Source organism: Curtobacterium sp. MCSS17_007, assembly GCF_003234175.2.
In the GTDB taxonomy this organism is placed as follows: domain Bacteria; phylum Actinomycetota; class Actinomycetes; order Actinomycetales; family Microbacteriaceae; genus Curtobacterium.
Genome location: NZ_CP126257.1, coordinates 1245710 through 1271665 on the forward strand (window position 1 = coordinate 1245710; position 25956 = coordinate 1271665).

A 25956-nucleotide genomic window follows, 5' to 3' on the forward strand; every position below is an offset into this window, starting at 1 on the left:
GCGGACGCACCGGCGCCCGCCCGTCCCGCGTCAGCCGAGCAGTTCCGGCCGCTCCCACTCCTCGCTGAGCACGTGCTGCCCGAGGAACGCGAACACCGTCCGGTACCAGACGACCGCGTGCTGCGGCTGCAGCACCCAGTGGTTCTCGTCGGGGAAGTACAGGAACCGGTGCGGCATCGTGCCGTCGTCCGCGGCGTGGTGCTCCGCGAGCTCCGACCACAGCCGGAGCCCCTCGCCGATCGGCACCCGGTAGTCGCGATCGCCGTGGATCACGAGCACCGGTGACGTGACGTCGGCGACGAACCGGTGCGGGTCGTTCTCGCGCAGGCCCTGCTCGTCGAAGATCGACTGCCAGTACTCGGACGAGTCGGTCGTACCGGCGAACTGCTCCATCGCCCAGAGGCTGGCGTGCGTGACGACCGCCCGGAACCGGTCGGTGTGCCCGGCGATCCAGTTCGCCATGTACCCGCCGAACGACCCGCCCATCACGGCGGTCCTGGTCTCGTCGACGTCGTTCCGCGCGACCACGGCGTCGGTGATCGCCATGAGGTCCGTGTAGGGCGCCCGGCCCCAGGCGTTCCACCCGCGGTTGACGAAGTCGAGCCCGTACCCGGTCGACAGCGCCGGATCCGGCAGGAGCACGGCGTACCCCTGGGCCGCCGCCAGCATCGGCGTCCACCGCCACGACCACTGGTTCCAGGAGTTGAGCGGGCCGCCGTGGACCCACAGCAGCAGCGGGTGCGGCCCGTCGCCCTCGGGCAGGACGAGCCATCCGCGGACGCGAGCGCCGTCGGCGGCGGTCGTCTCGACCTCCTCCAGCCGACCGGGGACCGCGGGCAGCGGCGCGGGGGTCGGCAGGGCGGTCACCGTGCCGTCGGCGTCGATCCGGACCGGGTGCAGTGGTGCCGTCCAGGAGGCCCGGAGCGCCACGACGACACCGCTCGTGGCCGACACACGGACACCCGAGTACGCCCAGTCGTTGTCGGTCAGCTGGACGACGGCCCCGCCGTCGAGCGGGATGCGGAAGAGCGGCGCGCGGCCCTCCTGGTCGGCGACGGCGAGCACGGCGGTGTCGTCGGGCGCGAAGACGAGCTCGGTGGGCCAGCGGTCCCAGTCGGTCGCGACCCGGCGGGCGTCCGAGCCGTCGACGCCGGCGACCCAGACCTCCTGCTGGTTCGCACCGGCCGGGGTCGACCGCGCCGTCCGCACCCAGGCGATCGTGGTGCCGTCGTGGGACAGCGTGGGGAGTTCGTGGTCGACGCCCGGCTCGTCGAACAGCAGCGTCCGTGCTGCAGTGTCGACGTCGATCGACACGACGGCGCTCCGCTGGCCGCGCGCGGTCGGTACCCCGACGGCTGCGACGAGCGTCCGGCCGTCCGGGGTGAGTGCACCGGAGACGTGGTCGAACGAGCGGCCCGGGGTCGGGGTGACGTCGAGCGGTTCCGGCAGGTGCGCCGGGTACGGGGCCGGGGCGTCGGACGGGCGCTCGGCGCTGGCGTCGGTGGTGACGGGTTCCGAGGCGATCGGCTCCGTGAGGTCGCCGAGGTCGAGCGCGAGCACGTGCGGCTCGCCGGGCCCGAGGTCGTGGTCCCAGTACCGGACCGGGTAGGTCTCGTGCAGGATCGCGTGCACCTTCGCGTCGTCACGGCGCTTCCGGAGCGCGGCGTCCCGGGTCACGACCCCGACGCGCTCGCCGGCGGCCGCACTCGGCAGCAGGTCGGCGGTGATCGCGACCACGTCGGCGTCGCTGGCGGTCGCGACGACGCCACCCGCGCCTCCCGCCAGTCGGGTGACCGGGCGGGCGTCGCCGCCAGCGGCCGGCAGCAGCCAGAGCTGTGCGGTGTCGTCGTCAGCGTCCGCGTCGGGGCGGCCGGAGACGAACAGCAGGTCGCCGTTCCGGGTGAAGGCCGGGCCGGACTCGCCCGTCGCGCTCCGGGTGAGACGGGCCGGGCGACCGTCACCGGTCGTCGGCACCGACCACACGGCACGGCGGTACGCGGTGGCGTCGGGGCGGAGCGTGCTCACCGTCAGTGCGACCCGCTGCCCGTCCGGACTGAGCGCGATCCCGTCGACGCGGGGGAGCGCGATGAACTGGTCCAGGTCCGAGAACGGCGTCGTCATGCCCTCACGCTACGGCGACACGTGCAGTCTGCAACAGCCCCCACTGGATCCGTGGAGGAGCGGCTCAGGCCCAGAACGCCGCGATCGCCTCGGCCACGGCCTCGCCCTGCCGCCGCCCCTCGGTCGCCGACGGTGCCTGCGTCGACAGTGACAGGGAGTCGTCGCCGAACGCGTGCTGCGCACCGCTGTCGGCGACGATGGTCTCGACCGAGCTCCCGCCGGCCCGCAGGGACTCCACCGCCAGGTCGAGCCACGGCCCGAGCGGCGACGGACCCTCCGGCCCGCAGGCGACGACGAGCACGCGCTCGTGCCCGGCGACGACGTCGGCGTTCGTGGCCGAGCGGAGGCCACCGTCGATGTGCGGCACGCCGTCGATGTGCACCGGCGACCAGACGAACGGCACCGAGCAGCTGGCGGCGACCGCACGGGGGAGCGGCACACCGGTGGTCGCGGTGAGCACCTTGAAGGTCCCGTCGACCGCGTCGATGGTCGTGACACCGAGCGGCTTCTCCGGCCACTCGGTCGAGGGCAGCGTCTCCGCGAACGTCGCGGTGCGCTCGTCGTCGGACTGGCCCGTCACGACCTGCTGGGCGGCGGCGCCGAGCCGCGCGCGGGCGTCCTGCTCCGAGGTCGCGCCGGCCAGGACCTGGACGAGTCGCTCCTGGAAGTCCTCGCCGGCGATCCGCTCCGGCTCGACGTAGGTGCTCGGCAGCGGAGCGTGCTGCTGCTCGAACGCCTGCGTGACGGCGCCGGCGCGGACGAACGCCCCGACGACGCTCCCGGCGCTCGAGCCCACGACGAGGTCCGCGGCGTCGAGGTCGACCCCTGCGTCCTGCAGGGCGGAGAGCACTCCGACCTCCCACGCGATGCCGGCGACGCCGCCTCCGCCGAGGACGAGTGCTCTGGTTCCGGGCGTGGGGCTGGCGATGTCCGTCATGTCACCTGTGTACCAGGTGGCCGACGGACGGACGGGAGGCGCGTGGCACGGCCGCCACGCGCCTCCCGTCCGTCACCTGGTCGTCACCGACCGCTCGGTGGTCCTACGCGGACGCGACGTCGATGAGGACCTTGCCGACCGCGTCGCCCTCGACCGCGTCGTGGGCGGCGGCGGTGTCCTCGAGCGCGAAGCGGACGAGGGGCAGCCCGGCGTCCTCCCCGACGGGCAGCACGCCGTCGCGGAGTGCTGCGGTGACGTCCTCCGCGGCGGCGGACAGTGCCTCGGCACCGATCGTGTAGAGCAGCAGGAACTGGTAGCGGGCGTTCACCGACATGTTCGGGCGGATCGGGAGCGTCGCCTCGTCGCCGCCGTTGTTCGCGTAGATCGACACGACGCCGTGGTTCGCCAGGACGTCCGCGACGAGCTGCGCGTTCTGCGGGATCGAGACCTCGACGACGATGTCGACGCCGTCCGGGGCGATCTCGCGGATGCGTGCGGCGGCGTCCTCGTCGCGGTAGTTCACGGTGTGGTGCGCGCCGGCCGCGGTCGCGAGGGCGGCCTTCGCGTCCGAGCTGATCGTGGTGACGACCGTCGCGCCGGCCCACCGGGCGAGCTGGATCGCCGCGTGGCCGACGGCTCCGGCGCCGCCGGCGACCAGGACCGTGCGCCCCTCGAGCGCGCCGGGGGACAGCCGCGACGGGCCGTCCTCGTGGGTGGTCAGCGCGCGGTGTGCGGTCATCGCGGGGACGCCGAGCGAGGCGCCGACGTCGAAGGTCGTGCCCTCGGGCAACGGGACCGCGCGTTCGGCCGGGACCACGGTGAACTCCTGCGCGGTGCCGGTGGGGCGGCTCGCGGCGGCCATGTAGAGCCAGACGCGGTCGCCCTCGGCCAGGGTGTCGACGCCCTCGCCGACGGCGTCGACCACGCCGGCGCCGTCCTGGTTCGGGGTGATCTCCGGGAAGGGCAGACCGTCGCCGTAGGTGCCCCCGGCACGGGCCTTCCAGTCGGTCGGGTTGACGCCCGAGACGACGACGCGGACGCGGACCTCGCCGGGGCCGGGCTGCGGTACCTCCCGCTCGACCAGGTCGAGGACGCTGCTGTCACCGGGCTTCGTGTAGACGATCGATCGCATGTGACCAGGCAACACCCGGGGGCCGCCCGGTCTTCCTGGGGACCGTCAGCGGTCGGTGCCCGCGCGTGTCAGCGGGCGTCGGTCCGTAGCCGCGCGTGTCAGCGGGCGTCGGTCCGTACCCGCGCGTGTCAGCGCGCGTCGTAGGCGTCGCGCGAGTCCTGAACGTCGGCCATGTGCGAGGTCGCCCAGTCCTCGAGGGGCTCGAGCACGGTGCGCAGGGAGCGCCCTCGCTCGGTGAGCTCGTACTCGACCCGCGGTGGGATCTCGGCGAAGACCGTGCGCGTCACGAGCCCGTCCCGCTCGAGCGCTCGGAGCGTCTGCGTGAGCATCTTCTGCGACACGCCCTGCACCCGGTTCGCGATGACGGAGTAGCGCTGGGGACCGTCGACGAGCGACCCGATGGTCAGCACGCTCCACCGGTCGCCGATGCGGTCGAGCAGCTGCCGCGAGGGGCAGTCCGCCGCGTAGGGGCTGTAATCGATCGCCGACATCCTGACCTCCGTTACGCACTGCGAGGTGCCTACTTCCCATAAGAGAGTAACGCGAGTACGGTCGGCTGCACCAGTCACGGAAGGACACTCATGACCAACATCGTCGTCTTCGGCGGCACCGGGTACGCCGGCTCCGCCATCGTCCGCGAGGCCCTGTCCCGCGGCATCACCGTCACCGCCGTCGCCCGCGACACCTCCAAGCTCGACGCCGCCGAGGGGCTCACCCTCGCGCAGGGCGACGCCTTCGACGAGGCGTTCGTGTCGGACGTCACGAAGGGCGCCGACGTCGTCGTGGTCTCGCTGCACGCGGTCCAGGCGGACGGCAGTGAGCTCAAGGACAAGTTCCAGCACTTCGTCGACGCGGCTGCCGCTGCCGGCGCTCGTCTCGGCATCGTCGGCGGTGCCGGCTCGCTGCTCGTCGCCGAGGGCGGTCCGGCGCTGTTCGACACCCCGGAGTTCCCGGACGCCTTCAAGGGCGAGGCGAAGAGCCACGGCGAGATCCTCGACCGTCTGCGCTCCGGCGCGTACACCGGCGACGTCGACTGGTTCTACGTGAGCCCGGCCGCGGCCTTCGGCGGGTACAACCCCGGCGAGCGCACGGGCTCGTACCGCACGACGGACGACCTGCTCCTCACCGACGCCGACGGCGGCTCGGACATCTCCGGTGACGACTTCGCGATCGCCTTCGTCGACGAGATCGCCTCGCCGGCCCACCACCGCGCGCGCTTCGGCGTCGCGTACTGACGCGAGCGGCCGACGCGACCGGCTGACGGAACCGGCTGACGGACGGGAGGCGCGGTGCGGGCTCGCACCGTGCCTCCCGTCCGTCACGTGGTGCGTCGCGCCCGCGCACAGCTGCCTCGCGCCGAACCATGATCCCGACATCGAACCAGGCCGACAGGTCGGTTCGATGTCGGAAACGTGGTTCGATCCGGCGCCGCCGCGCCGCGCTACCGGTGCTCGATCGCCGGCAGCGGCACGTGGTGCCGCATCCGCACCGCCAGGTGCAGCCCACCCCGACGTGCGAGCACGAGACCCACGACCCCGGCGGCGACGGCGGGCACGCCCCCGGCGACCACCATGCCGACGTGCGCCCCGAAGTGGTCGACGACCTGACCCATGAGCGGGCCGCCGAGCGCCTGACCGCCGAGCAGGACGAGCACGTACAGCGACATCACCCGGCCGCGGATGGCGACGTTCGACGACAGCTGCACGAGCGAGTTGGACGCCGTCATGAACAGCAGCTGCGACATGCCGACGGCGACCAGTGCGACGGTGAACGGCGCGATGGCCGGGATCGAACCGCTCACGGCGAGCAGCACGCCCGTCCAGAACACCCCGCCGACGATCGTCCGGAGCCGCACCGTCGCGCGCCGCGTCGAGAGCAGGGCCCCGGCGAGGGCGCCGACCGCGACGGCGGAGTTGAACACGCCGTAGCCGCCTGCACCGACGTCGTACACCTCGGACGCGAAGGCCGAGAGCAGCACCGGCATCGTCAGCGCGAACACCGAGAAGAACGCCATCAGGACCACCGGCACCAGGATGGTGGGCTTCCGGACGGCGTAGCGGAGGCCCTCGACGAGCTGCCCCTTCGACCGCGGAGCGGGCGGGGTCCGGTGCAGCTCGGAGGTCCGGAGGAACCCGAGCGTCACGACGACGGCGACGCAGGCGACCGCGTTCACCCCGAACGACCAGCCCGCACCGACCGCGACGAGCAGCGCCCCGGAGAGTGCCGGTCCGATCATCCCGCCGAGCTGGAACACGCTCGAGTTGACGCTGATGGCGTTCCGCAGGTGCTGGTGCCCGACGATCTCCGTGACGAAGACCTGGCGCGCCGGGTTGTCGATGACGGTCACCATGCCGACCAGGAACGCGATCACCCAGATGTGCCACGCCTCGACCGCACCGGTCAGTGTGAGGACCGCGAGCAGCGCGGAGAGCACCGCGAACGCGCCCTGCGTGAGCATCATCAGCGCGCGTTTCGAGAACCGGTCGACGAGCACCCCGCCCCAGAGGCCGAACAGCAGCATCGGCGCGAACTGGCAGGCGACGGTGATGCCGACCTGCGCGACCGAGCCCGTGAGCTGCAGCACGAGCCAGTCCTGGGCGATCCGCTGCATCCACCCGGCGGTCATCGCGACGAGGTTCGTCGCCGTGAACAACCGGAAGTTCGGCACGGAGAGGGCGATGAGGGTGTGCCGCCAGGGTGGGCGCTCGGACTGGACCGGCAGGGGTTCGGTGGGCGGAGGGAGGGTCGTCGATGACGCACTCACGGTGGTGGGGCTCCGGATCGTCGCTGGTGGGATCGGTACCCATGTGAAACTACGTGGCGGCAGGTCATTCGACACCCCTATCGTGGCTATCACTCCATTGCGATGTCGAATGAGGTGGGCCGTGCTCGATCCCGTGTTGCTCCGGACGTTCCTCGAGGTCGCCGAGACCGGCAGCTTCACGCTCGCGGGTCAGCGCCTCGGCATCAGCCAGCCGACGGTGTCGCAGCACGTCCGACGCCTGGAGACCGCCGTCGCACGCACGCTCGTGGCCCGCGACACCCGTGGTGTGGCGCTCACCGACAACGGTGACGCGATGGCCGGGTTCGCACGCTCCATCCTCGCGGCGCACGCCACCGCCGACGCGTACTTCTCCGGGGCGGCGGCCCGGGGACGACTGCGCTTCGGCGCGGCCGACGACCTCGCGATCACCCAGTTGCCGCGCATCCTCCGCGACTTCCGGCGGCTGCACCCGCAGGTCGACCTCGAGCTCACGGTGAACCAGTCCGCGCCGCTCCTGCGCCGGGTGCACGCGGGGCAGCTCGACCTCGTCTTCATCAAGCAGACCGCGGGGGAGTCCGCCGAGGGCACCCGGGTCGCGACCGACCAGATGGTGTGGATGGCCCAGGACGGCATCGCGCTCGAGTCGGGCGAGCCCGTCCCGCTCATCGTCTACCAGGCGCCGAGCATCAGCCGGCAGATGGCCATCGACGCGCTCGAGTCCGCCGGACGGACCTGGCGGATCACGTGCAACACCCGCGACGTCAACGGCGTCCTGGCGGCGGTGCGGGCGGGCATCGGCGTCGCGGTCTTCCCGCACTCGCTCATCCCCGCCGATCTGGTGAAGGTGTCGCAGCGGCTGTCCCTGCCGGACCTGCCGGCGGTCGACTACGTGCTCATCGCGAACCCGACCGTGCAGCGCGAGCCGATCGACGCCCTGACGAGCGCGATCCTGTCGCGCGGGGTCGTGCGCGCGGTCTGAGGGTCGGCCTACGGCGCCAGGGTCGGCGTGGTGCCGGTGCCGGTGAGGTCGGGCAGCGTCACCCCGGCGAGCGGCAGCAGCGCCGCGGCCACGGCCCAGAGGAGCACGAGGGTCCCGACGCCGCCGAGCACCGCACCGAGGAGCCCCAGCGGCCGCTGCCACGTCGTGGCGGGGTGGCGGAGCGCAGCACAGGAGAACACGAGCGCGAGCACACCGAGCACCAGTCCGGTGACGTGCACCGCGGCGGGGGCGGTGAACCACCAGGCGGCGAGTCCGAGCGTACCCACGGCGGTGACCGCGCCGAGGGCGGCTGCCGGCGTCGCACCGATGGCGGAGCGGCCGCGGTCACGGCGCTCCCGGCGTTCGGTCGGGAGGTCCGACCCGGCCCCGTCGGAGCCGCCCGCCGCCGTCTCGGAGGAGCCGGAGGCCGCGCCGGGCGTCGGGACGTCGGCTGCGGTCACCCGCCCGCCGATGGACGGTGCCGGTGCCGGTGCGCCCGCCGCGGCACCGCCGCCGACACCGGGGAACACCTCCGTCGACAGCGGTGCGGCCGCGTCGGTGAGTGCGGACGCGGGCGGGGCGATCACCGCGTCGAACGGGGTCGGAGCGGACTCCACCACGGTCGGGCGCGGTGCCTGCTGTCGGGCGAACCGGGCCGGCGTCCGGTACCCGATCGGGCCGGAGGGCTCGGGCTCGGTGCCCTCGACCAGGACGTGCTCGAGACCGGGCACCGAGAAGCGCGGTTGTCCCACCACGGGCGCGGCCGGTGCGGCGGGCTGCACCGGTGCCTGCGCAGCGGCTGCGGCCGCGGGGTGCGCCGGGTCGGACGGGGGCGCGAGCGGTCCCCGCAGGCGCTCCTGCCGGATCGACGCGGCCGGTCCGTCGGCGGCGAGGTCGACGGGCGACACCGGCAACGGCGCCGTGTCGAACGGTGCGACCTGCACGGTCGGTGAGGTCGGCGCCGGCGGGAGCAGGTGCTCCTGCGGCGGGTAGTCGGGCACGTGGCCGTCGGGGAGCGGGCCCGTCGGTGCGACCGACGCGGACGCGCTCCCGGCCGCCGGGGTGTCTGCGGCGGGCTCCTGCGTGACGGTCCCAGCGGCACCAGCAGCGGCACCAGCAGCAGCACCAGCACCAGCACCAGCAGCGCCGTGCGTGGTGGCTGCCGCGACGTGCGTGGCGGGGGCGTGCCGTGTCGCCGGCCCCGTCGGGTCCTCCGGGGGTGCGACAACCCACGCGGGGACGGCTCGACGCGGCCGGTCCCGGTCCGACATGCGGTGCGACGCCACTCGTGCTCCCTCGCTCTGCTGATCCATCGTCAGTTCTATCCGCGTGCATGCACTCCTGCGCAGCCCCAGTTCCGGGGTCGCGCCCGCGCTCCCGCTCCGGAACGTGACGAGGGCGGTCCCGCAGCGCGATGGCGCTGCGGGACCGCCCTCGTCCGCACGGTGCGGTGCGGTCTACATGTCGCGGTAGCGCTTCGCCTCGGTGAGCTTGGCGCGGAGCTCGTCCGCGGTGAAGCGCGTCACGTAGCCGGGGGTGTCGCGCTGGATGCGCCAGCCCTCGGTGAGCGGACCCGCGTCGACCACGTCGAAGCCGAAGGCGTCGATCAGGTCGGACACCACGCGCTTGGCCTCGGCGTCGTCACCGGCCACCACGAGCGCGCGACGGTCGGGGGTGCCCGCCGGCGTCGCCTCGTCGGTGAGGGCCGGCGCGGCGATGTGGTTGAACGCCTTCACGACGCGCGCGCCCTGCAGGTGGTCCTGCAACAGCTCGGCCGTGGTCGTCGTCTCGTCGTCGAGGGCCGCGATGTGGCCGTCGCGCTGCGGGTAGTAGTTGTTCGTGTCGATCACGACCTTGCCGACGAGGGGCTCGACGGGGATGGTCTCGATCGCGGCGAGCGGGGTCGTCACGACGACGATGTCGCCGGCGGCCGCGGCCTCGTCGCGGGTCGCCGCGCGGGCGTGCTCGCCGAGCTCCTCGACGAGCCCCTGCAGCGTCTCGGGGCCGCGCGAGTTGGCGATCACGACGTCGTGGCCGTGCCGCACCGCGAGGCGCGCGAGCTGGGATCCGATGTTGCCTGCTCCGATGATGCCGATGGTGGTCATGTGTGCGTGCAACGCGGCTCCGGACGACGCATTCCCCACGGGTGCATGATGGCCGCATGGCCCACGAGTTCCGCGACGAAGCCGACCGCGACCGCTACGCGATGTACGTCGACGGCGAGCTCGTGAGCGTGCTCGACTACCGGGCCGGGCACGACGCCGTGTCGTTCCCGCACACGTACACGGTCCCGGCGCACCGCGGCCACGGCTACGCGGCAGCGCTCGTCGAGCACGCCGTCGCGGACGTGGAGACCCGGACCACGAAGCGCATCGTCCCGATGTGCTGGTTCGTCGGCAAGTGGTTCGACGAGCACCCGGAGAAGGCCGACCTGCTCAGCCGCGGCGCCGCGGACTGAGGCACCCGCCGTCCGGCCGCAGCGTCGCCGCCGGACCCGACCGCTCGGGTGAGCGGGATCGGGACGTGGCCGCCGGTAGGGTGGCTGCACCCACCAGCGTCGGGCACCCGACGCACGCAGTGACAGGCTGGAGACCGCGATGAGCAGCCCGAGCTCGGACGTCCGCAACAGCGACATCGGCCGCGCCTACACCGAACTCGCCCGCATCACGCGCCGCGCGAGCATCCGGGCCCGCGGCGACGACCTCGTGCTCAGCGTCGTGGACCAGTCCCTCGTCGACTTCGTCGTGCAGCACCCCGGCTGCATGGCCATCGACATCGCCCGCTACCTGCGCCTCAACCGGTCGACGATCTCGCGGCAACTGTCCGGCCTCCTGGCCGCCGGGCTGGTCCGCACGACGGACGGCGGCTCGGGGAACGCCAAGCCGCTCGAGGCCACGGACGCCGGCCGGGCCGCGCTCGAACGCTCCGTACGGCTCCACCGCGACGCGCTCGAGGAACGGCTCGCCGACTGGTCGGACGACGACATCGCGCTCCTGGCCGGGCTGCTCGAACGTCTCGGCGCCGCCGACGAGGCCGGGCTGCCGATGCCCGCACGCGCCACACCGGACGACCGCGCGGCGTCGTGACGACCTCGTTCGTCCTGCTCTCCGACACCCACCTGCCGAAGCGCGCGAAGGACCTGCCCGCCGCGCTGTGGTCGGACGTCGACGCGGCGGACCTCGTCGTGCACGCGGGGGACTGGGTGGACATCGCGACGCTCGACGCCGTGCAGGGGCGGTCCCGCCGGTTCGAGGGGGTCCGCGGCAACAACGACGGTCCCGGGTTCGACGACCGGCTGCCCCTCGTCGCCCGCTTCACGGTCGAGGACCTGCGCTTCGCGCTCGTGCACGAGACCGGTGCCGCCACGGGCCGCGAGCGCCGAGCGGACGCGGCGTACCCGGACACCGACGTGCTCGTGTTCGGGCACTCGCACATCCCGTGGGACTCCGTCGCGCCCTCCGGCATGCGGCTGCTCAACCCCGGGTCGCCGACGGACCGCCGACGACAGCCCGACTTCACCTGGATGCGGGGCACGGTGGACGGGCGGGACCTGACGGTCGAGCTCGTCCGCCTGCCGCCGACCGCCCGCTGAGCACGTCGTGCCCGCGGGCGGCGTCGTGCCCGCGGTCCCGACGTCGGACGGGAGGCGCGGATCCAGCCGGCCCCGTGCCTCCCGTCCGCCGTCCGGTGCGGTGGTCGCGCGCACTGCCCGTTCAGACCGCCGTGTGTCGTGCGGTCACACCGGTCACGGTCCGGTCGGTCGGCATGCGGAAGAACGCGAGTTCCCACGCGGTGGACCGGCGGTGCGCCCGGGCCATCCGGCCGCGCTCCGCAGCGTCCGCCGCTGCGGCGAGCTCCTCGACCCGCGCGGTCGCCTCGGCGCTCGCCGCCGCGAAGGCCGGGTCGCCGTACGCGCCGAGCCAGTCCGCGAACGGGTGCCCGTCCGGGGCGTGGCCGAGCTGCGTGCCGACCCAGGCGTACACGCGGAAGCACGGCAGCACCGCGGCGGCGAGGACCGCCGGCGAGCCGCTGTCGGCGGCGTCCTGCAGGTGGGCGAGGTAGCCGGCGCAGGTCGGGTGCACGGGGTCGTCGGCGTGCGAACCGGCGAGCCGGCGGTGGTGCAGCTCGCGGGCCTCGTCCGCGCAGCCCTGCGCGGCGGACGCCCAGAAGGCCGCCGCACCACCGGTCGACACCTCCGCGAGCCGCGCGAGGTGCCGCTCGTACGCCCGCAGGTAGTGGACGTCCTGCGCGAGGTAGCCGGCGAAGACGTCCTCGTCGAGCGTGCCGTCGCGGAGCCCGACGAGGAAGTCGCAGGCGACGGTCTCGTCGAGGGTGTCCCGCACGTCGGTCCACCAGCGGTCCGTCCACGACACCGGCGGCAGCGCGGCACGGACGGCCGCGCCGTGGTCGACCGGGCCGTTGCCCGTGCCCACGTGCAGCGCGTCCGCGCCCCGGAGTGCCGTGGTCAGCCACGTCTTCGCGCCGTCGACCGCGAGCTCCCAGTCGCCGTCGCGGGCGGCCAGCGTCGCGATCGCACTCGACAGCGAGCAGCCCGTCCCGTGCGTGTTCGTGGTGGCGATCCGCGGCGCTCGGAAGGTGCGCAGCACGCCGTCCGGGCCGACGAGCACGTCGTCCGAGGTCGGTCCGGCGTCGTGTCCGCCCTTGGCCAGCACCAGGACGTCCCAGCGGCGGGCGACGCGTCGGGCGGCGGCGATCGTCGCCGACGGTGCTGCTGCTGGGGCTGCTGCGGCTGTCGGTGGGTCGGTCGGCGCGCCCGTTCCGGCGGGTGCGTCCGCGCCGGCGAGCGCCGCCAGTTCCGTCAGCTCGGCCCGGTTCGGGGTCACGAGGTCGGCGACGGCGAGCAGGTCGCCCATCGCCGTCGCGGCGGCCTCGTCGAGCAGCCGGTCACCACTCGTGGCGACCATGACCGGGTCGACGACGACCACGGGCGGCCGGTGTGCGCGGAGCCAGTCGGTGACGGTCCGGACGACCTCGACCGTGCCGAGCATGCCGGTCTTCACGGCGTCGACGACGACGTCGTCCGACACCGCGTCGAGCTGCTCGCGGAGGAAGGCGGCGTCGGGGACGTGCACCGACCGCACGCCGCGGGTGTTCTGCGCGACGAGCGCCGTCACGACGCCCATGCCGTAGCCGTCGTGGGCGGCGATCGACTTGAGGTCCGCCTGCAGGCCCGCCCCGCCCGTCGGGTCCGTGCCCGCGATGCTCAGCACGCGCGGTACCCGCGGCGTCACCGGGTGCCCCACGCGTCGACGAGTGCGGCAGCAGCGGCGCCGGGGTCCGCCGCGGCGCAGATGCCGGAGACGACGGCGACCCCCGCCGCCCCTGCAGCGCGCAGGGGTGCGACGTCGTCGAGTCCGACACCGCCGATGGCGACGCAGGGGACGCCGGTCGGGCGGGCGAGTCCCGCGATCCGGGCGAACCCGTCGTGTCCGAGCGCCGGCGGGTGGTCGGCCTTGGTCGTGGTGGGGTGGACGACGCCGACACCGAGCAGGTCGACGGTGCCGCGGGGGAGCCCCGCGACGACGTCGAGGTGCGCCGGGGTGTTCGCCGTGAGGCCCACGTGGGCGTCCGGCCCGAGGACGGCCCGGGCCGCCTCGACGGGCAGGTCGGACTGCCCGAGGTGCACACCGGCGACGCGGTGTCCGTCGCGTCGGGCGACGAGGGCCACGTCGAGCCGGTCGTCGACGACGACGGTCGCGCGGGTGCCCACGGCGTCGGCGACCGCGACGGTCAGCGCCAGGAGGTCGCGGGCGGACGACTCCTTGTCGCGCACCTGCACGAACCGGACACCCGCGTCGACGGCGGCACGGACGACCCCGAGCACTCCCGTGCCGTGCCGGTCGGCGAGCACCCCGTCGGTGACCAGGTAGACGCCGATGTCCGACGACGCGGTCACGACCGGACCGCCGTCGGCTCGGTGGTGACGCGGGCCTCGCGGACGACGTCCTCCGGCGTCAGCGACGCGAGCCGGTCGAGGAACAGCGGCTGGAACGTGCCCGGGCCGCCGGCGTCACGCGCCGCGAGCTCGGCCGCGACGGTGTGGACGGTGGTCGCCGCGACGGCCGCGGCGCCCGGGTCCTCCGGCGACACCGCCGCGAAGGCGGCGACCACGGCGCCGAGCGCGCACCCGCCCCCGGTGATCCTCGTCAGCAACGCGGTGCCGTTCGCGACCCGGACCACGCCGGTTGCGGGCGCGACGACGAGGTCCACGGGACCGGACACGGCCACGGCGCCCACGCGCCTCCCGTCCGACGCCCACACCGCGGTCTCCCGGGCGTCCTCCGTCCCGGCGGTGCTGTCGACGCCGCGTCCACCCTCGGCCGCGCCGAGCAGGGCGAGCACCTCGGAGGCGTTGCCGCGGAGCACGGTCGGCCGGAGTGCGAGCAGGTCGCGAGCGAGGGCCGTGCGGACCGGCAGCGAACCGACGGCGACGGGGTCGAGGACCCACGGGGTTCCGGAGTCGGTGGCAGCCGACGCGGCCTCGAGCGACGCGGCACGCGGTTCCGGGTGCGGTGTCCCCGTGTTCACGAGCAGGGCGTCCGCGACGCGGGCGAACGGTCCGGCCTCGGTGGCGACGTCGACCATCGCGGCGGACGCGCCGAGCGCGAGGAGGACGTTCGCCGTGACGTTCTGCACGACGGTGTTGGTGATGCACTGGACCAGGGGGCCGCGGGCGCGGACCCCCTCGAGCAGTGCGGCGGTGCGGTCGGCCCAGTCCGGGGACGGTGTGCCGGCGGGTCCGGGTACGGGCGCAGCAGTGTGCATGGACGATCCCTTCGCGAGTACGAGCTCGAGCAGGTTCGACGGGTGTGATCTCAGCCGCTCGGTGCGGCACCCCGTGTCTCGGACGACACCGTACACGACGCTGCGAGACCGTCGTCCGTCCCGACGCAGGCGCCGTGTGCCAGGGTTGACGGGTGCCTGACGTGACCCCTCCCGGACCCCCGCCCGGTCCCCGCGACCCCGGTGACGCCTGGGCGGTCGGACCCGACGGCACCAAGGCGTGGGGGCGCTTCGGCGCGGCGGGGCTGCTCGTCGACGACGGTGCCGGGCGGGTGCTGCTGCAGCACCGCGTCGAGTGGAGCCACCACGGCGGGACGTGGGGGATCCCCGGCGGTGCGCGGCACCAGGGCGAGGACGCCGTGACGGCCGCACTCCGCGAGTCCGCGGAGGAGGCCGGCGTCCCCGAGGACGGCATCGACCTGCGGCACGCGGCGGTGCTCGACCTGGGGTTCTGGACCTACACGACGGTGGTCGGGCGGGCGCGCCGACCGTTCGAGCCCGTGATCGCCGACCGCGAGAGCCTGGCACTGTCGTGGGTGCCGGTCGCCGAGGTCGACGACCTGCCGCTGCACCCCGGCTTCGGGGCCTCGTGGCCGGCGCTCCGCGCGGCGATCACGACCGCGCCGCACGTCGTCGTCGACGCGGCGAACGTGGTCGGCAGCGTGCCGGACGGGTGGTGGAAGGACCGGGCGGGCGCCGCCGGACGGCTGCTCGCGTCGGTCGGGGCACTCGCCGAGCGCGGTGTGGCGTCCGGGGAGCTCGCGCTGCCCTTCGCCCGGTGGTGGCCGCGGTGGACCGTGGTGCTCGAGGGGGAGGCGCGCGCTGCTGCACCGGCGGACGGTCGCGCGGCGAGCGACGCGGTCGAGGTCGTCCGGGCCGACGGCTCCGGTGACGACGCGATCGTCGAGGCCGCCCGGGCCGCTCGTGACTCCGGTGGTGCTCCCGTCGTCGTCGTGACGGCGGACCGCGAGCTCCGGGCGCGTGTCGAGGCCCTCGGCGCCGAGGTCCGCGGCCCCGGCTGGTTCCGCGAACAGTAGGACGGCGCGACGCCCAGGGCGTCAGTCCTCGGGCACGTACCGCTTCGAGGAGACCAGCAGGGCCGCCCACGACACCACCCCGAGCCCGACCACGACGGCCAGGATCACCGACACCGGGACCCCGGCCCCGCCCGCGATCGCCGCGATGACCGCCGGTGCCAGGAAGCCGCTGTACGCCACCGCGTAGAACGCCCCCGTCAGGCCGGCCAGGTCGCGGGAGCCCGCGATCCGCTGCACCTCGAGCAACGACGACACGAGCGCGGTCCCCATGCCGACGCCGATCACCACGTTCGCCGCGAGGCCGATCCACACCGACTGCAGCTCGACGGCCAGGAGCACGACGCCGATCCCGACGGTCATGACGGCGACCGCGGTCACGAGCCCACGCGCCGAGGACACCGAGTGCACCCGCTTCGCGAACGGCTGCACGGCGCTCGAGACCCCGAGTGCGACGACCGTCGCGGCGGTGGCGAACACGAGGCCCCACGGTCCGGTCGCGCCGGCGAGCCGGGTCGGCAGGTAGCCGTACCCGATCGCGGCCGAACCGAAGATCCAGGGCGCGGCGACGACGACCACGCGGGTGAACCGGCGGTGACCGGCGCTCGGGACGGCGAGCTGCCGCCACCACGGTCCGGCGAGGCCACCGTTCACCGCGGTCTCCGGCGCCCGCCAGACCACGAGTGCGAACGGCGCCGCGACGCAGACGTGGACGAGGAACGGCAGCACCTCGGGCGCCGGGCCCCACTGTGCGATGCCACCGGCGACGAGCGCACCGAGCCCGGAGCCGAGCGTGAACGCCAGGGAGGCGCGCCGTGCTCCTGCCCCGGCGTCGGCGTCGGGGTCGTACCGGCCCTGGGAGAGCTCCTTCACCCAGCTGTTGCCGACCGCCATCGCGATGCCGACCGTCACCCCCGAGAACAGTCGGCCCGCGGCGAGGAAGCCGGGTCCGAGCGGCCCGAGCGCGAGCAGCCCGCTCCCGACGACCGCTGCGGCGATCCCGACGAGCACGAGCGGCTTCCGTCCGTGCCGGTCCGACGAGGACCCGGCGACGAGCAGGGCGGGTGCGAGCCCGAGCACGTACACCCCGAGGAAGACGTTGACGAGCACGGACGAGTAGTGCGCCCGCTCCTCGTACATGAGCAGGAGCGGCGAGAACTGGTTGCCGCCCCAGGAGCACACGAACACCGCGCCCCAGACCATCAGCCAGGGCGGGAGCCGCCGCACGGCGGGGACGGCGCCGGTCGTCGGGATGCTCCCGGTCGCCCCGCTCACAGCGCACCCCGGTGGGACGCCACGTGCGCACGGAGGACCTCGGTGTAGCGCGCGCCGTCACCCGCCGCGAGCGCTGCCGCGAGCACCCGGTGGTCGTCGAGCGACGCCTGCAGCTGCTCGGGCTGCAGCCGCATCAGCTGGTGCCGCAGCCGCTGCTGGCGGTCGCGCAACGTGCGCGCGAACAGCACGGCGATCGCGTTCCGCGACGCGGCGATGACGGCGCCGTGGAAGGCCGCGTCGCTCTCGACGAAGCGGTCGACGTCCCCGGCGGTGACCGCGGCCTCCTGCTCGGCCAGCAGGGCCTGGAGGCCCGGGACCAGCTCCGGCACGCGGCCGTCGGCGACGACACGGGTCGCCGCGGTCGACTCGATCGCCTCCCGCATCTCGAGCACGTCGGTCGCCTCGTTCGGGGACATCGGGCGCACGACGGCGCCCCGTCGGGCGCCGAGCACGATGAGCTCCTCGGCGGCCAGGCGGAGGAAGGCCTCGTGCACCGGTGTCCGCGAGACGCCGATCTCCCGGCACAGCGCGTTCTCGCTGATGGCCGTCCCGCCCGGCAGGTCCCCGCGGACGATCGCCCGCTTGACGTGCTCGTACGCCCGGTCCGCCGCGGATCCCTCGGGTGTCGCGTCGCTCACGCCGAGTGATCCTACTCCTTGCATGCAACGATGCATGCCGACCGGAGCGAGAACGTCACACGCTGTTCGTGACCAGATCGAGACATCGCGCACCCGCTCTCGCTACGCTGACCCTCACGTCAACGGGGACGTACCGATCAGGAGGTCACGATGGAGCGTGTCACCAGAGCCGACGACCGCGTCCACCGCCCGGCAGGGCCGTGGACGCCGACCGTGCACCGGCTGCTCGCGCACCTGCACGAGCAGGGCTTCGTCGCGGCACCGGAACCGATCGCGCTGGGGGACTCCCTCGAGACGGTCACCTTCGTGCCGGGCACCGCCGGCAACTACCCGTGGAGCGCCGAGATCGCGAGCGAGGCGGCCCTCGTCACCTCGGCTCGACTGCTGCGGCAGTACCACGACGCGGCGGCGACCTACCCACGCGACGACGCCGCGGACGTGTGGTCGCAGGCCGAGCGCCTGCCGGTCGAGACGATCGTGCACGGCGACTTCGCGCCCTACAACTGCGTCTACGACGGCATCGCCGCCGTCGGGCTCATCGACTTCGACACCGCGCACCCCGGCCCGCGGGTGTGGGACGTCGCGAGTGCCGTCTACCGTTTCGCGCCCTTCACCACCGGACTCGTCGAGGGCAGCACCGCACCGGACCTCGACGAGCGGCTCGACCGTGCGGCGGAGTTCTGCCGCGCCTACGGGCTCGACGACCGGTCCCGCGGGGTCCTCGTCGAGACGATGACGGCATCGCTCGTCGCCCTCGTGACGACGATGGAGACCGAGGCGGCAGCGGGCAACCCGAAGTTCCTCAGCGACCTCGAGCACGGGCACGCGGACCTCTACCGGGCGGACGTCACCTGGATCGAGTCGCACGCCGCAGCGATCCACGAGGCCGTCACCGCGCGCTGAGCCGCGCCCGCAGCTGCTCCGGTCCCGGCCCGGACCCGTGACGGGGCCCGACGCGGGCGTGGCCAGCGGAGCGTGCGCACACCGGGCCTCCCGGCAGCTCCCAGCCCGCGCGCGGCGGACTTCGATCCTGCAGCGGGTAGTGTCGCAGGGCCATGACCGACAGCCCGGCGGACGCCACCCCGTACGAGGTCCTCGGCGTCCCCGCGACGGCCGACGACGACGAACTCCGCCGTGCGTACCGGCGGGCCGCCCGCGAGACCCACCCCGACCTGGGCGGCGACGCCCGCCGCTTCCGCCAGGTGCAGATCGCGTGGGAACGCGTCGGCACCCCGGCGGCACGTCGGGCGTACGACGCCGGATCCCGCGCGTCCACGCCGGGCGCGCCCTCGGGTTCGTCGGTGTGGGCGCGCGACGGTCGGGACGCCTACGCACCGCCGGCCGCGCGTCGCGACTCCCGTCCACGGGCACGGTCGCACGGGCACCCCGGCGGTCGTTCGCGCGAGGTCTTCCTGCAGGCGGAGCGTGAGTGGGTCGGTCTCGGCGATCCGATCGAGGATCCCTACGACCCCGCGCTCGTCCGCTCCGCACCCCGGCACGTGCGCCGGCTCCTCGGCGAGGCCCTCGCGGAGGAGGCGACGGCCTCGATCATCGCCGGGATGGGCATCGGCGTGACGGTGTGGCACGACCTCGACGCCGGCGCCGAGGGCAAGCTCGACCACGCCGTCCTGACGCCGAGCGGCCTGTGGGCGGTCGAGTCGATCGACTGGGGCGCACCGGTGCGCGTCGAGCACGGCGAGGTCGTCGGTGAGACCCTGGCGCCGGGGGAGCGCCCCGTCAAGGAGCTCGTCCGCGCGGCCCGCGCCGTGCAGAAGCAGACGCGCGTGAAGTTCACCGGACGCCTGATGGTCGTGCCGGACGCCGCGGTGGACGAGGACGTGCAGGTCGTCGGCCCGGCACGGAAGCCCACCGCCCTGGTCGTGCGGCGGAGCGCCCTCGGTCAGGTGCTCGGCGGGCTCTGGTCACCCGAGGGGTCGGTCGACGTCTTCGAGATCCGCGACCGCATGCAGCAGGCCGTCCGGTTCGTCTGACCGCAGTCGCTCTCGATCCGGACGACGCTTCCGGATGGTCTAGTGGCCGCGCAGCTTCTCGAGGTCGCGACGCTCCCGCTTGCTCGGACGCCCGGCGCCGCGGTCACGGGTCGGGACGAAGCCGGCTTCCTCGCGGGGGAGCCTCGGCGGGGTCCGGTCCTCGAAGTGCTTCGCAGCCTCGGTCGCGCTCGTGCGCTTGAGGATGATGCCCCGCACGACGACCACGCGGTCGAACCCGTGCTGGCGGACCCGGACCTCGTCCCCGGGGCCGATCGGCTGCGCCGGCTTCGCGCGTTCCCCGTTCACCCGGACGTGCCCGGCCTTGCACGCACTGGTCGCGGCGGACCGGGTCTTCGTGATCCGCACCGCCCAGATCCAGCTGTCGACGCGTGCCTTCTCCATCCCCCCACCCTAGGCGCGGCGGCGGGCGACGCAGCGCCTACGCTCGGGGTGTGCACGGAGCCAGCGACCAGGACGCCCTCGCCAGGGCCCACGCGCTCGCGGTGCTCCGCGGTGCAGCGCTCGGTGACCGCCTCGTGGTACGTGCCCGGCACGAGGACGGCGCCCGGGACGCGCTCGGCACGCTGCATGCCCGGTCCGCCGACGCGGTGACGATCGGTACGCGCCGGGGCCCGGTCGTGGTCGCGCTCGTCGACGTGGTGGCCGCGAAGCACGTGCCCCCGCCCCCGGCGCCGCGTCCGCGTCGGCCCTGACCGCCCGCACCGACCGCCCGCACCCGCCCCGGGCGCTGACCATCGCCGCTGACCGCTGCCATGCCCGACGGCCCCGCCCGCTGCCGCCACCGCTCGTCACCGGCGAGCCGTCGCGGCCCACGCAGCGGCGTCCCCGTACGCTCGGGGCATGGTCGTCCCCGTCCCGCTCGGTACCGAGGACCGCACCGCCCGTCTGACCCTCCGTCGCCCCGACCGCTGGCGTCGCCAGGACGCCCCGCAGGCCGACCTCCGGCTGACCGGTGACGACGTCGTCCTGACCGTCCGATCGCGCCCCTCCGACCGCACGATCGCCGAGGAGCACACCAGCCTGCTCGAGCGCCTGCCCGGATCGGTCGAGGGGCTCCGGCTGATCGGCTGCGACCCGTGGACGACCGCCGGTGCCCCGGCACGCCTGGTGGAGTACGTCCGCCCCGACGAGGGCGGCGACGTCACGGGCGCGCACCTGCTGTTCGTCACCGGTCGGCACCGCGTCGACGTGACCGTCGAGCGGCCGCTCGCCCGGATGCTCGACACCGACGACCTCGTCTCGGCGGTCCTCGAGTCGGTCCGCGCCACCGAACCGACGCCGGTGCGCCCGCAGCGCGCACTCGAACCGCTGCCGACCGCGACGCCCGCCCCGCAGCTCGACGGCACGCACCTGGGGGCCGAGGCGCTCGCCACCCTCCGGAGCCTCGCCGGCCGCCGCTGGAACCCGACGCTCCTCCGCACTCCCGCGGGGCGGGAACTCGTGCAGTCCGGCCTGGTCGGTCGGCTCGGCACGCTCCCCGAGCCGACGCAGGAGCTCCTCGGCCCGTGGGCCGACGACACCGAGCCGGTCACCCTGGAACAGCGCGGGCCCGACGGGCGCGCCACGCGCCTCCAGGCCTGGTCGGAGACCGTCGTCGACGGGACGGACGAGACCGGCGGCACCGTCGCCCGGCTGCCGGTCGAGCGGGTGGTCGAGCTGGCGGCCGGGAGGCTCGGGATCCGTCCGGCGTGGACCTTCCCCTTCCGCACGGCCTCGGTCGGTGCCGACCTGCTCGCCCGCAGGACGGGTGCGCCGGGGACCGCGTCCGACCTGCCGGCGGCGGTCGCATCGGCCGACCCGCGGCTCGCGGCGTTCTGGGCCGCGCCGTGGACCGTCTCCTCGATCCGGCGGCCCGGTCGGCCGACGCCGGTCGTCGTCGTGCACGCCGAGGGGATCGGCTTCGCGAGGGTCGGACGCACGGAGGCCGGGGAGACGGCCTTCCGGACCGACTCCCCGGCGAACGTGTACCGGTCCCTCGTGCGGGCGCTGCTGGGCTGACCGCGACGCCCGGCTGCTAGGCGGCCGGGCCGGCGGTGAGGGTGACCGTCACGGTCCGCGCCGTGCCCGACGCGTCGGTGTACCCGACCTGCACCCGGTCGCCGACCGCGTGCGACCGGATCGCGGCCGTCAGCGCGTCGTTGCTCGTCACCGTCGTGCCGTCGATGCTCGTGATGGTGTCGCCGGCGACCAGCCCGGCGGCCGCGGCGCCGGATCCCTCGACGGTGCCCGCCACGGCCACACCGGTGGTGGTCCCGGTCGTCCCGCCCGAACCGCCGCTCGAGCCGACCTCGACGCCGAGGAACGCCGGCAGGCCGATCGTGATGGTGTCCGAGGACTCGCCCGCGAGTATCTCGTCGGCGATGGCCGTCGCCGTGGTGATGGGGATCGCGTACCCGGTGACCTGGGCCGAGCCGGACGACGCCGCCGTGGCCATGCCGACGACCTCGCCCTCGCTGTCGAGGACCGGGCCGCCGGAGTCGCCGGACACGATGTCCGCGGCCACCTCGATGAGGCCGTGCAGGGACTCCGTCCCCGTGCCGGTCTCGCTCTGCACCTGGATGTCCTGGTCGAGGGCGGTGACGGTGCCCGCCGCGGCCACGAGGTTGCCGGTGCCCTCCGCGTTGCCCACGTCGGTCACGGCGTCGCCGGTGGACGGTCCGCCGTCGTCGTCGAGCGTCACGGTGGACAGCCCGGACGCGTCCCGCAACTTCAGCACGGCGACGTCGTTCGTCGCGTCGGAGCCGACGACGTCGGCGGTGTACTCCTTGCCCGTGGTCTCGTCGGTGACCGTGATGCTCGTGGCGCCCTGGATCACGTGGTTGTTCGTCAGGACGGTGCCGTCCGAGGTGAGGACCATGCCGGTGCCGGCCGCCCGCGACGAGGTGTCGTAGTCCATCACGGTGTCGATCGTCACGACGCCCTTCTCCTGCGCCGTGGTCGCCGGGGTCGCGGGGGTCTGCGTGCTCGTGCCGGTGCCGGTGCCGGTGCCGGTGCCGCTGCTCCCGCTGCCGTCGGTGCCGGAACCGCTGCCGTACCCGGGGACGGTGGAGCCGTTCGTGCCGCTGCCGGTGCCGCCGCTCGTGCCGGAGCCGCCGCCGGGCAGCGTCGTCGTGCCCTGCGACCGGCTCGACGTGGTCGTGGCGCCCTGGGAGGACAGCCCGAGCGCGGTGCCGCCGGCCGCGCCGATGATCGCCAGCGCCGCGACACCGGAGCCGAGGACGAGTCCGAGCCGCCGCGGGCGCTTCGCACCGGGGTGGTGCACAGCGGTCGTCCCGCCGAGCGCCGCGCTGCCGAGCAGGTAGGGGCCGCGGCCGTCCGGGGCGTAGGCGTAGGGCCCCGAGCCGTCGGCGCCGTACAGCCACGGGCCGCTGCCGTCGAAGGCGTAGGCGGGGCGGAGGGTGTCGCGGTCGACGTGCGGTGCCTCCCAGCCGGGGCGGTCGGTCGCGCGCTGGTCGTCGGCGGGGTTCTCGTTCATCGGTGCTCTCCGGTCGTCCCTCGACCACCCGTCGGGTGGTGATCCGTTCCTCGACGACCCGGTCGGGCGTCGTGGGACCAGTACAGGAGCCGAACCCATGACGACCCCATGAGCGGACCCGGTGCCCGCTGGGGGATCCCTCGGGGGCAGCCGGACGAGGCGCAGGATTAGGCTTGCCGCACCTCCCATGCGCGCGTCGTCACCCGTCACCCCTGCACACCGGCCCCGGTCGGCCCCGGCCTCGCGGTCCCGTCTCGTCGGGGCCGCGCTCCTCGCGGTCGCCGTACTGGCCGTCGCGGTGGCGCTCTCGGTGGCCTTCGGGTCCCGCCCGATCCCGTTCGGGACCGTCCTCGACGCGGTGCTGCACCCGGACCGCACCGACGAGGTCGGGCTCATCGTCCTCGGCAACCGCGTGCCCCGGACGGTCGTCGGGCTGCTCGCCGGTGCCGCCCTCGGGGTCGCCGGTGCGGTGATGCAGGGCGTGACGCGCAACCCGCTCGCAGACCCCAGCATCCTCGGCATCAACGCCGGTGCCGCCCTGGCCGTGGTCGTCGGGATCGCCGTGTTCGGCATCAGCGGGACCGCCGCGTACCTGCCCTTCGCCTTCGTCGGTGCCGGGCTCGCCGCGCTGCTCGTCTACGGGGTGGCGGCGGTCGCGCGCCGCGGACTGTCGCCGGTCGGCCTCGCGCTCGCCGGCGCGGTGGTGGCGGCGGCGCTGTCCTCGGTCACGACCGCCGTCCTCGTGTCGAGCCAGAGCCTGCTCGACCAACTGCGCTTCTGGCAGGTCGGCGCGCTCGCCGGGAAGGACCTCGGGACCGCCGGCGTCATCGCCGTCCCCGTGCTCGTCGGGCTCGTCGTCGCTGCCGGCCTCGGACGCTCGCTGAACACCCTCGCGCTCGGCGACGAACTCGCGGCGTCCCTCGGGCAGCGCGTCGTGCTCGTCCGGATCGTCGGCGGGGTCGTGACGGTGCTGCTCGCGGGCTCCGCCGTCGCCGCCGCCGGGCCGGTCGCGTTCGTCGGTCTCGCCGTCCCCCACGCCGTCCGCCTGCTGAGCGGCCCCGACCAGCGCTGGACGATCCTCCTGTCCGCCCTGGTGGCACCCGCGCTCCTGCTCGTCGCCGACGTCGTGGGGCGGGTCGTCGCGTACCCGGGGGAGCTGCAGGTCGGGATCGTCACCGCACTCATCGGGGCGCCGGTGTTCATCTGGCTGGTCCGGTCGCGGGTGGTGACCGGCCTGTGACCGCGGTCCGCCGCGAGCTCGCCGTCCTGGGCGCGGTCCTCGTGCTCCTCGTCGCCCTCGTGCTCGTCGGACTCGGGGTGGGGGAGATCCCGCTCTCGCCGCTGCAGGTCGCCGGCGCGCTCGTCGGCCACGGCGACACCGTCTCGGACTTCGTGATCGGGCAGCTCCGCGGCCCCCGCGTGGCCGGCGCGGTGCTCGTCGGTGCCGCCCTCGGCGCCGCGGGCGGGATCGTGCAGAGCGTGGTGCGCAACCCGATCGCCAGTCCGGACGTCATCGGCATCACGTCGGGCGCGAGTGCCGCGGGGCTGACGGCGATCGTGCTGTTCGGAGCGAGCGGCGGCGTGCTCTTCGGGTCGGTGGTCGTCGGCGCGCTGCTCGTGTCGGTCGTGATCGCCGCGCTCTCATGGCGTCGGGGGATCACCGGCAACCGCGTCGTCCTGGTCGGCATCGGGGTCGCGGCGATCTGCCTGAGCACCACCGGCTGGATGCTCACCGCGGGCACCGTCCAGCAGGCGGGCACCGCGCTCCTCTGGCTCTCCGGCAGCCTGAACGCCGTCGACCGCACGCTGGTCGGCATCCTCGCGGTGGCCGTCGTCCTGCTCCTGGTCGCTGCGCTCGCGCAGTCCCGGCGGCTCACGGTCCTCGCGCTCGGGGACGAGGTTGCCGCCGCGCTCGGGCTCCGACCGGACCGGGCGAAGGTGCTCCTGCTGCTCACGGCGGTCGGCCTGACCGCGGGCGCGGTCGCGACGGCCGGACCGGTCTCGTTCGTCGCGCTGATGGCCGCCCCGATCGCGCGGCGCCTCGTCGGGAACGGACGCGCGGCGCTCGGTGTCGTCGCCGCGGTGGGCGCGGTCGTCACGCTGGCGAGCGACCTGGTCGCCCAGTTCGCGTTCCCCGGCAACGCGCTGCCCGTCGGCGTCGTCACGGGGGTCGTCGGCGCGCCGTACCTGCTCTGGCTGCTGGCACGCGGGCGGTAGGCGGCCGCGCCGCGCCCGGTCCTTCCGGGCGTGCCTGGTCCTTCGGGGCGTACCTGTCGTTCCGGGCGTACCTGGTCCTTCCGGGCGTACCTGGTCGTTCGGTGCGTACCTGGTCGTTCGGGGCGTACCTGACGGTCCCGGGCCGCCAGGTACGCCCGTTCCCGCACCGCATCGCACCCGTGCTGGGAAGGAACGGGCGCACTGCCGGACGTGGGGCGCGGTGCTGGCCGGCTCCGTGCCTCCCGTCCGTCGGGTGGGAGCGTCCTGGTCGCCGCACGGGTCGCGGGGGCGACGCCCCTGTGCCGGGAGCCGCGCGTGGTCACGCGATGCCGCGTGGCGCTGCGCTGCGTGATCCCGCACACGACCACCCGGACCCCTCGTCCGGGTGTCGGCGCGTCACGTCCGTTCGTACCGATCGGAACCCCGACAGCGCCCGACCCGTCGGAGCGCCCGACCCGTCGGAGCGCTCGTCCGGCAGGAACGGGGGACTGCCACGCCGGCGCGGTACCCGACGCCGGCCCCGTGACCGCACCGCGGTGGGTCGACTCGGCCTGGAGGCACGGTGCAC

The 25956-nt window shown here is 74.7% G+C and carries 26 protein-coding genes and 1 riboswitch; of the genes, 12 read left to right on the forward strand and 14 right to left on the reverse strand.

What is annotated here, in order from left to right; genetic code table 11:
• Positions 1-30: 30 nt before the first annotated feature.
• The 4 genes from DEJ22_RS05900 to DEJ22_RS05915 all read right to left on the reverse strand — a co-directional run bounded on the left by DEJ22_RS05900 (position 31) and on the right by DEJ22_RS05915 (position 4681).
• On the reverse strand, positions 31-2121 hold the full coding sequence (locus tag DEJ22_RS05900; RefSeq protein WP_111225756.1) for a S9 family peptidase: 2091 nt from the start codon (positions 2119-2121) through the stop codon (positions 31-33).
• Between the two features lie 64 nt (positions 2122-2185).
• Positions 2186-3058: a patatin-like phospholipase family protein gene (locus DEJ22_RS05905; protein ID WP_111225757.1), complete on the reverse strand. Its 873-nt coding sequence runs from the start codon at positions 3056-3058 to the stop codon at positions 2186-2188.
• Between the two features lie 103 nt (positions 3059-3161).
• A complete protein-coding gene (locus DEJ22_RS05910; RefSeq protein ID WP_111225758.1) occupies positions 3162-4190 on the reverse strand; it encodes an NADPH:quinone reductase in 1029 nt (342 codons plus the stop codon).
• A gap of 128 nt (positions 4191-4318) precedes the next feature.
• Positions 4319-4681 (reverse strand): winged helix-turn-helix transcriptional regulator, encoded by a 363-nt coding sequence (locus tag DEJ22_RS05915; protein WP_181430634.1) that lies wholly within the window; start codon positions 4679-4681, stop codon positions 4319-4321.
• A 90-nt stretch (positions 4682-4771) separates the two neighbouring features.
• Here DEJ22_RS05915 and DEJ22_RS05920 point away from each other — a divergent pair, with 90 nt between their 5' ends.
• Positions 4772-5425: an NAD(P)-dependent oxidoreductase gene (locus DEJ22_RS05920; protein ID WP_111225759.1), complete on the forward strand. Its 654-nt coding sequence runs from the start codon at positions 4772-4774 to the stop codon at positions 5423-5425.
• A 206-nt stretch (positions 5426-5631) separates the two neighbouring features.
• Here the strand turns inward: DEJ22_RS05920 and DEJ22_RS05925 are convergent, their stop codons facing one another.
• Positions 5632-6954, reverse strand: a complete 1323-nt coding sequence (locus tag DEJ22_RS05925) for an MFS transporter (protein ID WP_111225760.1) — start codon at positions 6952-6954, stop codon at positions 5632-5634.
• Positions 6955-7075: 121 nt separating this feature from the next.
• Between DEJ22_RS05925 and DEJ22_RS05930 the strand changes: the two genes are divergently transcribed.
• A complete protein-coding gene (locus tag DEJ22_RS05930; RefSeq protein ID WP_111225761.1) occupies positions 7076-7933 on the forward strand; it encodes a LysR substrate-binding domain-containing protein in 858 nt (285 codons plus the stop codon).
• Positions 7934-7941: 8 nt separating this feature from the next.
• On the opposite strand, the gene DEJ22_RS05935 is transcribed toward DEJ22_RS05930, so the two are convergent.
• The gene (locus tag DEJ22_RS05935; protein WP_146241654.1) at positions 7942-8934 is read right to left on the reverse strand and encodes a hypothetical protein; all 993 of its coding nucleotides are present in this window, start codon (positions 8932-8934) and stop codon (positions 7942-7944) included.
• 456 nt (positions 8935-9390) lie between these two features.
• Complete coding sequence (locus DEJ22_RS05940; protein ID WP_111225763.1) at positions 9391-10038, reverse strand: NADPH-dependent F420 reductase; 648 nt, start codon at positions 10036-10038, stop codon at positions 9391-9393.
• 56 nt (positions 10039-10094) lie between these two features.
• Between DEJ22_RS05940 and DEJ22_RS05945 the strand changes: the two genes are divergently transcribed.
• The 3 genes from DEJ22_RS05945 (at position 10095) to DEJ22_RS05955 (ending at position 11525) form a co-directional block, all read left to right on the forward strand.
• On the forward strand, positions 10095-10391 hold the full coding sequence (locus tag DEJ22_RS05945) for a GNAT family N-acetyltransferase (protein WP_111225764.1): 297 nt from the start codon (positions 10095-10097) through the stop codon (positions 10389-10391).
• A gap of 139 nt (positions 10392-10530) precedes the next feature.
• Positions 10531-11019 carry a MarR family winged helix-turn-helix transcriptional regulator gene (locus tag DEJ22_RS05950; RefSeq protein WP_111225765.1) on the forward strand — a complete coding sequence of 163 codons (489 nt, stop codon included), beginning with the start codon at positions 10531-10533 and terminating at the stop codon, positions 11017-11019.
• Positions 11016-11525, forward strand: coding sequence for a metallophosphoesterase family protein (locus DEJ22_RS05955; protein ID WP_111225766.1), 510 nt, complete (start codon positions 11016-11018; stop codon positions 11523-11525). Before DEJ22_RS05950 ends, DEJ22_RS05955 begins: the two co-directional genes overlap by 4 nt.
• 121 nt (positions 11526-11646) lie before the next feature.
• Here the strand turns inward: DEJ22_RS05955 and DEJ22_RS05960 are convergent, their stop codons facing one another.
• The 3 genes from DEJ22_RS05960 to thiM form a co-directional block, all read right to left on the reverse strand.
• Entirely contained in the window at positions 11647-13164 is a 1518-nt protein-coding gene (locus DEJ22_RS05960; protein WP_258379497.1) for a bifunctional hydroxymethylpyrimidine kinase/phosphomethylpyrimidine kinase, read from the reverse strand.
• 17 nt (positions 13165-13181) lie between these two features.
• Complete coding sequence (gene thiE, locus DEJ22_RS05965) at positions 13182-13850, reverse strand: thiamine phosphate synthase (protein WP_111225767.1); 669 nt, start codon at positions 13848-13850, stop codon at positions 13182-13184.
• A complete protein-coding gene (thiM, locus tag DEJ22_RS05970; protein ID WP_111226362.1) occupies positions 13847-14719 on the reverse strand; it encodes a hydroxyethylthiazole kinase in 873 nt (290 codons plus the stop codon). Before thiM ends, thiE begins: the two co-directional genes overlap by 4 nt.
• Positions 14708-14803: riboswitch (TPP riboswitch) on the reverse strand. (Overlaps the previous gene by 12 nt.)
• A gap of 68 nt (positions 14804-14871) precedes the next feature.
• Between thiM and DEJ22_RS05975 the strand changes: the two genes are divergently transcribed.
• The gene (locus DEJ22_RS05975; protein WP_111225768.1) at positions 14872-15774 is read left to right on the forward strand and encodes an NUDIX domain-containing protein; all 903 of its coding nucleotides are present in this window, start codon (positions 14872-14874) and stop codon (positions 15772-15774) included.
• A gap of 21 nt (positions 15775-15795) precedes the next feature.
• Here DEJ22_RS05975 and DEJ22_RS05980 read toward each other — a convergent pair whose 3' ends face one another.
• Positions 15796-17046 (reverse strand): MFS transporter, encoded by a 1251-nt coding sequence (locus DEJ22_RS05980; protein ID WP_220033736.1) that lies wholly within the window; start codon positions 17044-17046, stop codon positions 15796-15798.
• Entirely contained in the window at positions 17043-17684 is a 642-nt protein-coding gene (locus DEJ22_RS05985; protein ID WP_220033737.1) for a GntR family transcriptional regulator, read from the reverse strand. Before DEJ22_RS05985 ends, DEJ22_RS05980 begins: the two co-directional genes overlap by 4 nt.
• A 150-nt stretch (positions 17685-17834) precedes the next feature.
• Between DEJ22_RS05985 and DEJ22_RS05990 the strand changes: the two genes are divergently transcribed.
• Together DEJ22_RS05990 and DEJ22_RS05995 are read left to right on the forward strand one after the other, a co-directional pair.
• A complete protein-coding gene (locus DEJ22_RS05990; RefSeq protein WP_111225770.1) occupies positions 17835-18587 on the forward strand; it encodes a phosphotransferase enzyme family protein in 753 nt (250 codons plus the stop codon).
• Positions 18588-18739: 152 nt separating this feature from the next.
• The gene (locus DEJ22_RS05995) at positions 18740-19675 is read left to right on the forward strand and encodes a J domain-containing protein (RefSeq protein WP_111225771.1); all 936 of its coding nucleotides are present in this window, start codon (positions 18740-18742) and stop codon (positions 19673-19675) included.
• 39 nt (positions 19676-19714) lie between these two features.
• Here the strand turns inward: DEJ22_RS05995 and DEJ22_RS06000 are convergent, their stop codons facing one another.
• A complete protein-coding gene (locus DEJ22_RS06000) occupies positions 19715-20077 on the reverse strand; it encodes an RNA-binding S4 domain-containing protein (protein WP_111225772.1) in 363 nt (120 codons plus the stop codon).
• A 50-nt stretch (positions 20078-20127) separates the two neighbouring features.
• Between DEJ22_RS06000 and DEJ22_RS06005 the strand changes: the two genes are divergently transcribed.
• Together DEJ22_RS06005 and DEJ22_RS06010 are read left to right on the forward strand one after the other, a co-directional pair.
• On the forward strand, positions 20128-20388 hold the full coding sequence (locus tag DEJ22_RS06005; protein ID WP_258379498.1) for a hypothetical protein: 261 nt from the start codon (positions 20128-20130) through the stop codon (positions 20386-20388).
• A gap of 148 nt (positions 20389-20536) precedes the next feature.
• Positions 20537-21694, forward strand: coding sequence for a hypothetical protein (locus DEJ22_RS06010; protein ID WP_181430635.1), 1158 nt, complete (start codon positions 20537-20539; stop codon positions 21692-21694).
• A 16-nt stretch (positions 21695-21710) separates the two neighbouring features.
• On the opposite strand, the gene DEJ22_RS06015 is transcribed toward DEJ22_RS06010, so the two are convergent.
• Positions 21711-23171 carry a S1C family serine protease gene (locus DEJ22_RS06015; protein WP_181430636.1) on the reverse strand — a complete coding sequence of 487 codons (1461 nt, stop codon included), beginning with the start codon at positions 23169-23171 and terminating at the stop codon, positions 21711-21713.
• 187 nt (positions 23172-23358) lie between these two features.
• On the opposite strand from DEJ22_RS06015, the gene DEJ22_RS06020 reads away from it, so the two are divergent.
• Together DEJ22_RS06020 and DEJ22_RS06025 are read left to right on the forward strand one after the other, a co-directional pair.
• On the forward strand, positions 23359-24411 hold the full coding sequence (locus DEJ22_RS06020; RefSeq protein WP_111225775.1) for a FecCD family ABC transporter permease: 1053 nt from the start codon (positions 23359-23361) through the stop codon (positions 24409-24411).
• Positions 24408-25388, forward strand: coding sequence for a FecCD family ABC transporter permease (locus tag DEJ22_RS06025; protein WP_111225776.1), 981 nt, complete (start codon positions 24408-24410; stop codon positions 25386-25388). The genes DEJ22_RS06020 and DEJ22_RS06025 overlap by 4 nt, the downstream gene beginning before the upstream one ends.
• The last annotated feature ends 568 nt before the right edge of the window (positions 25389-25956 follow it).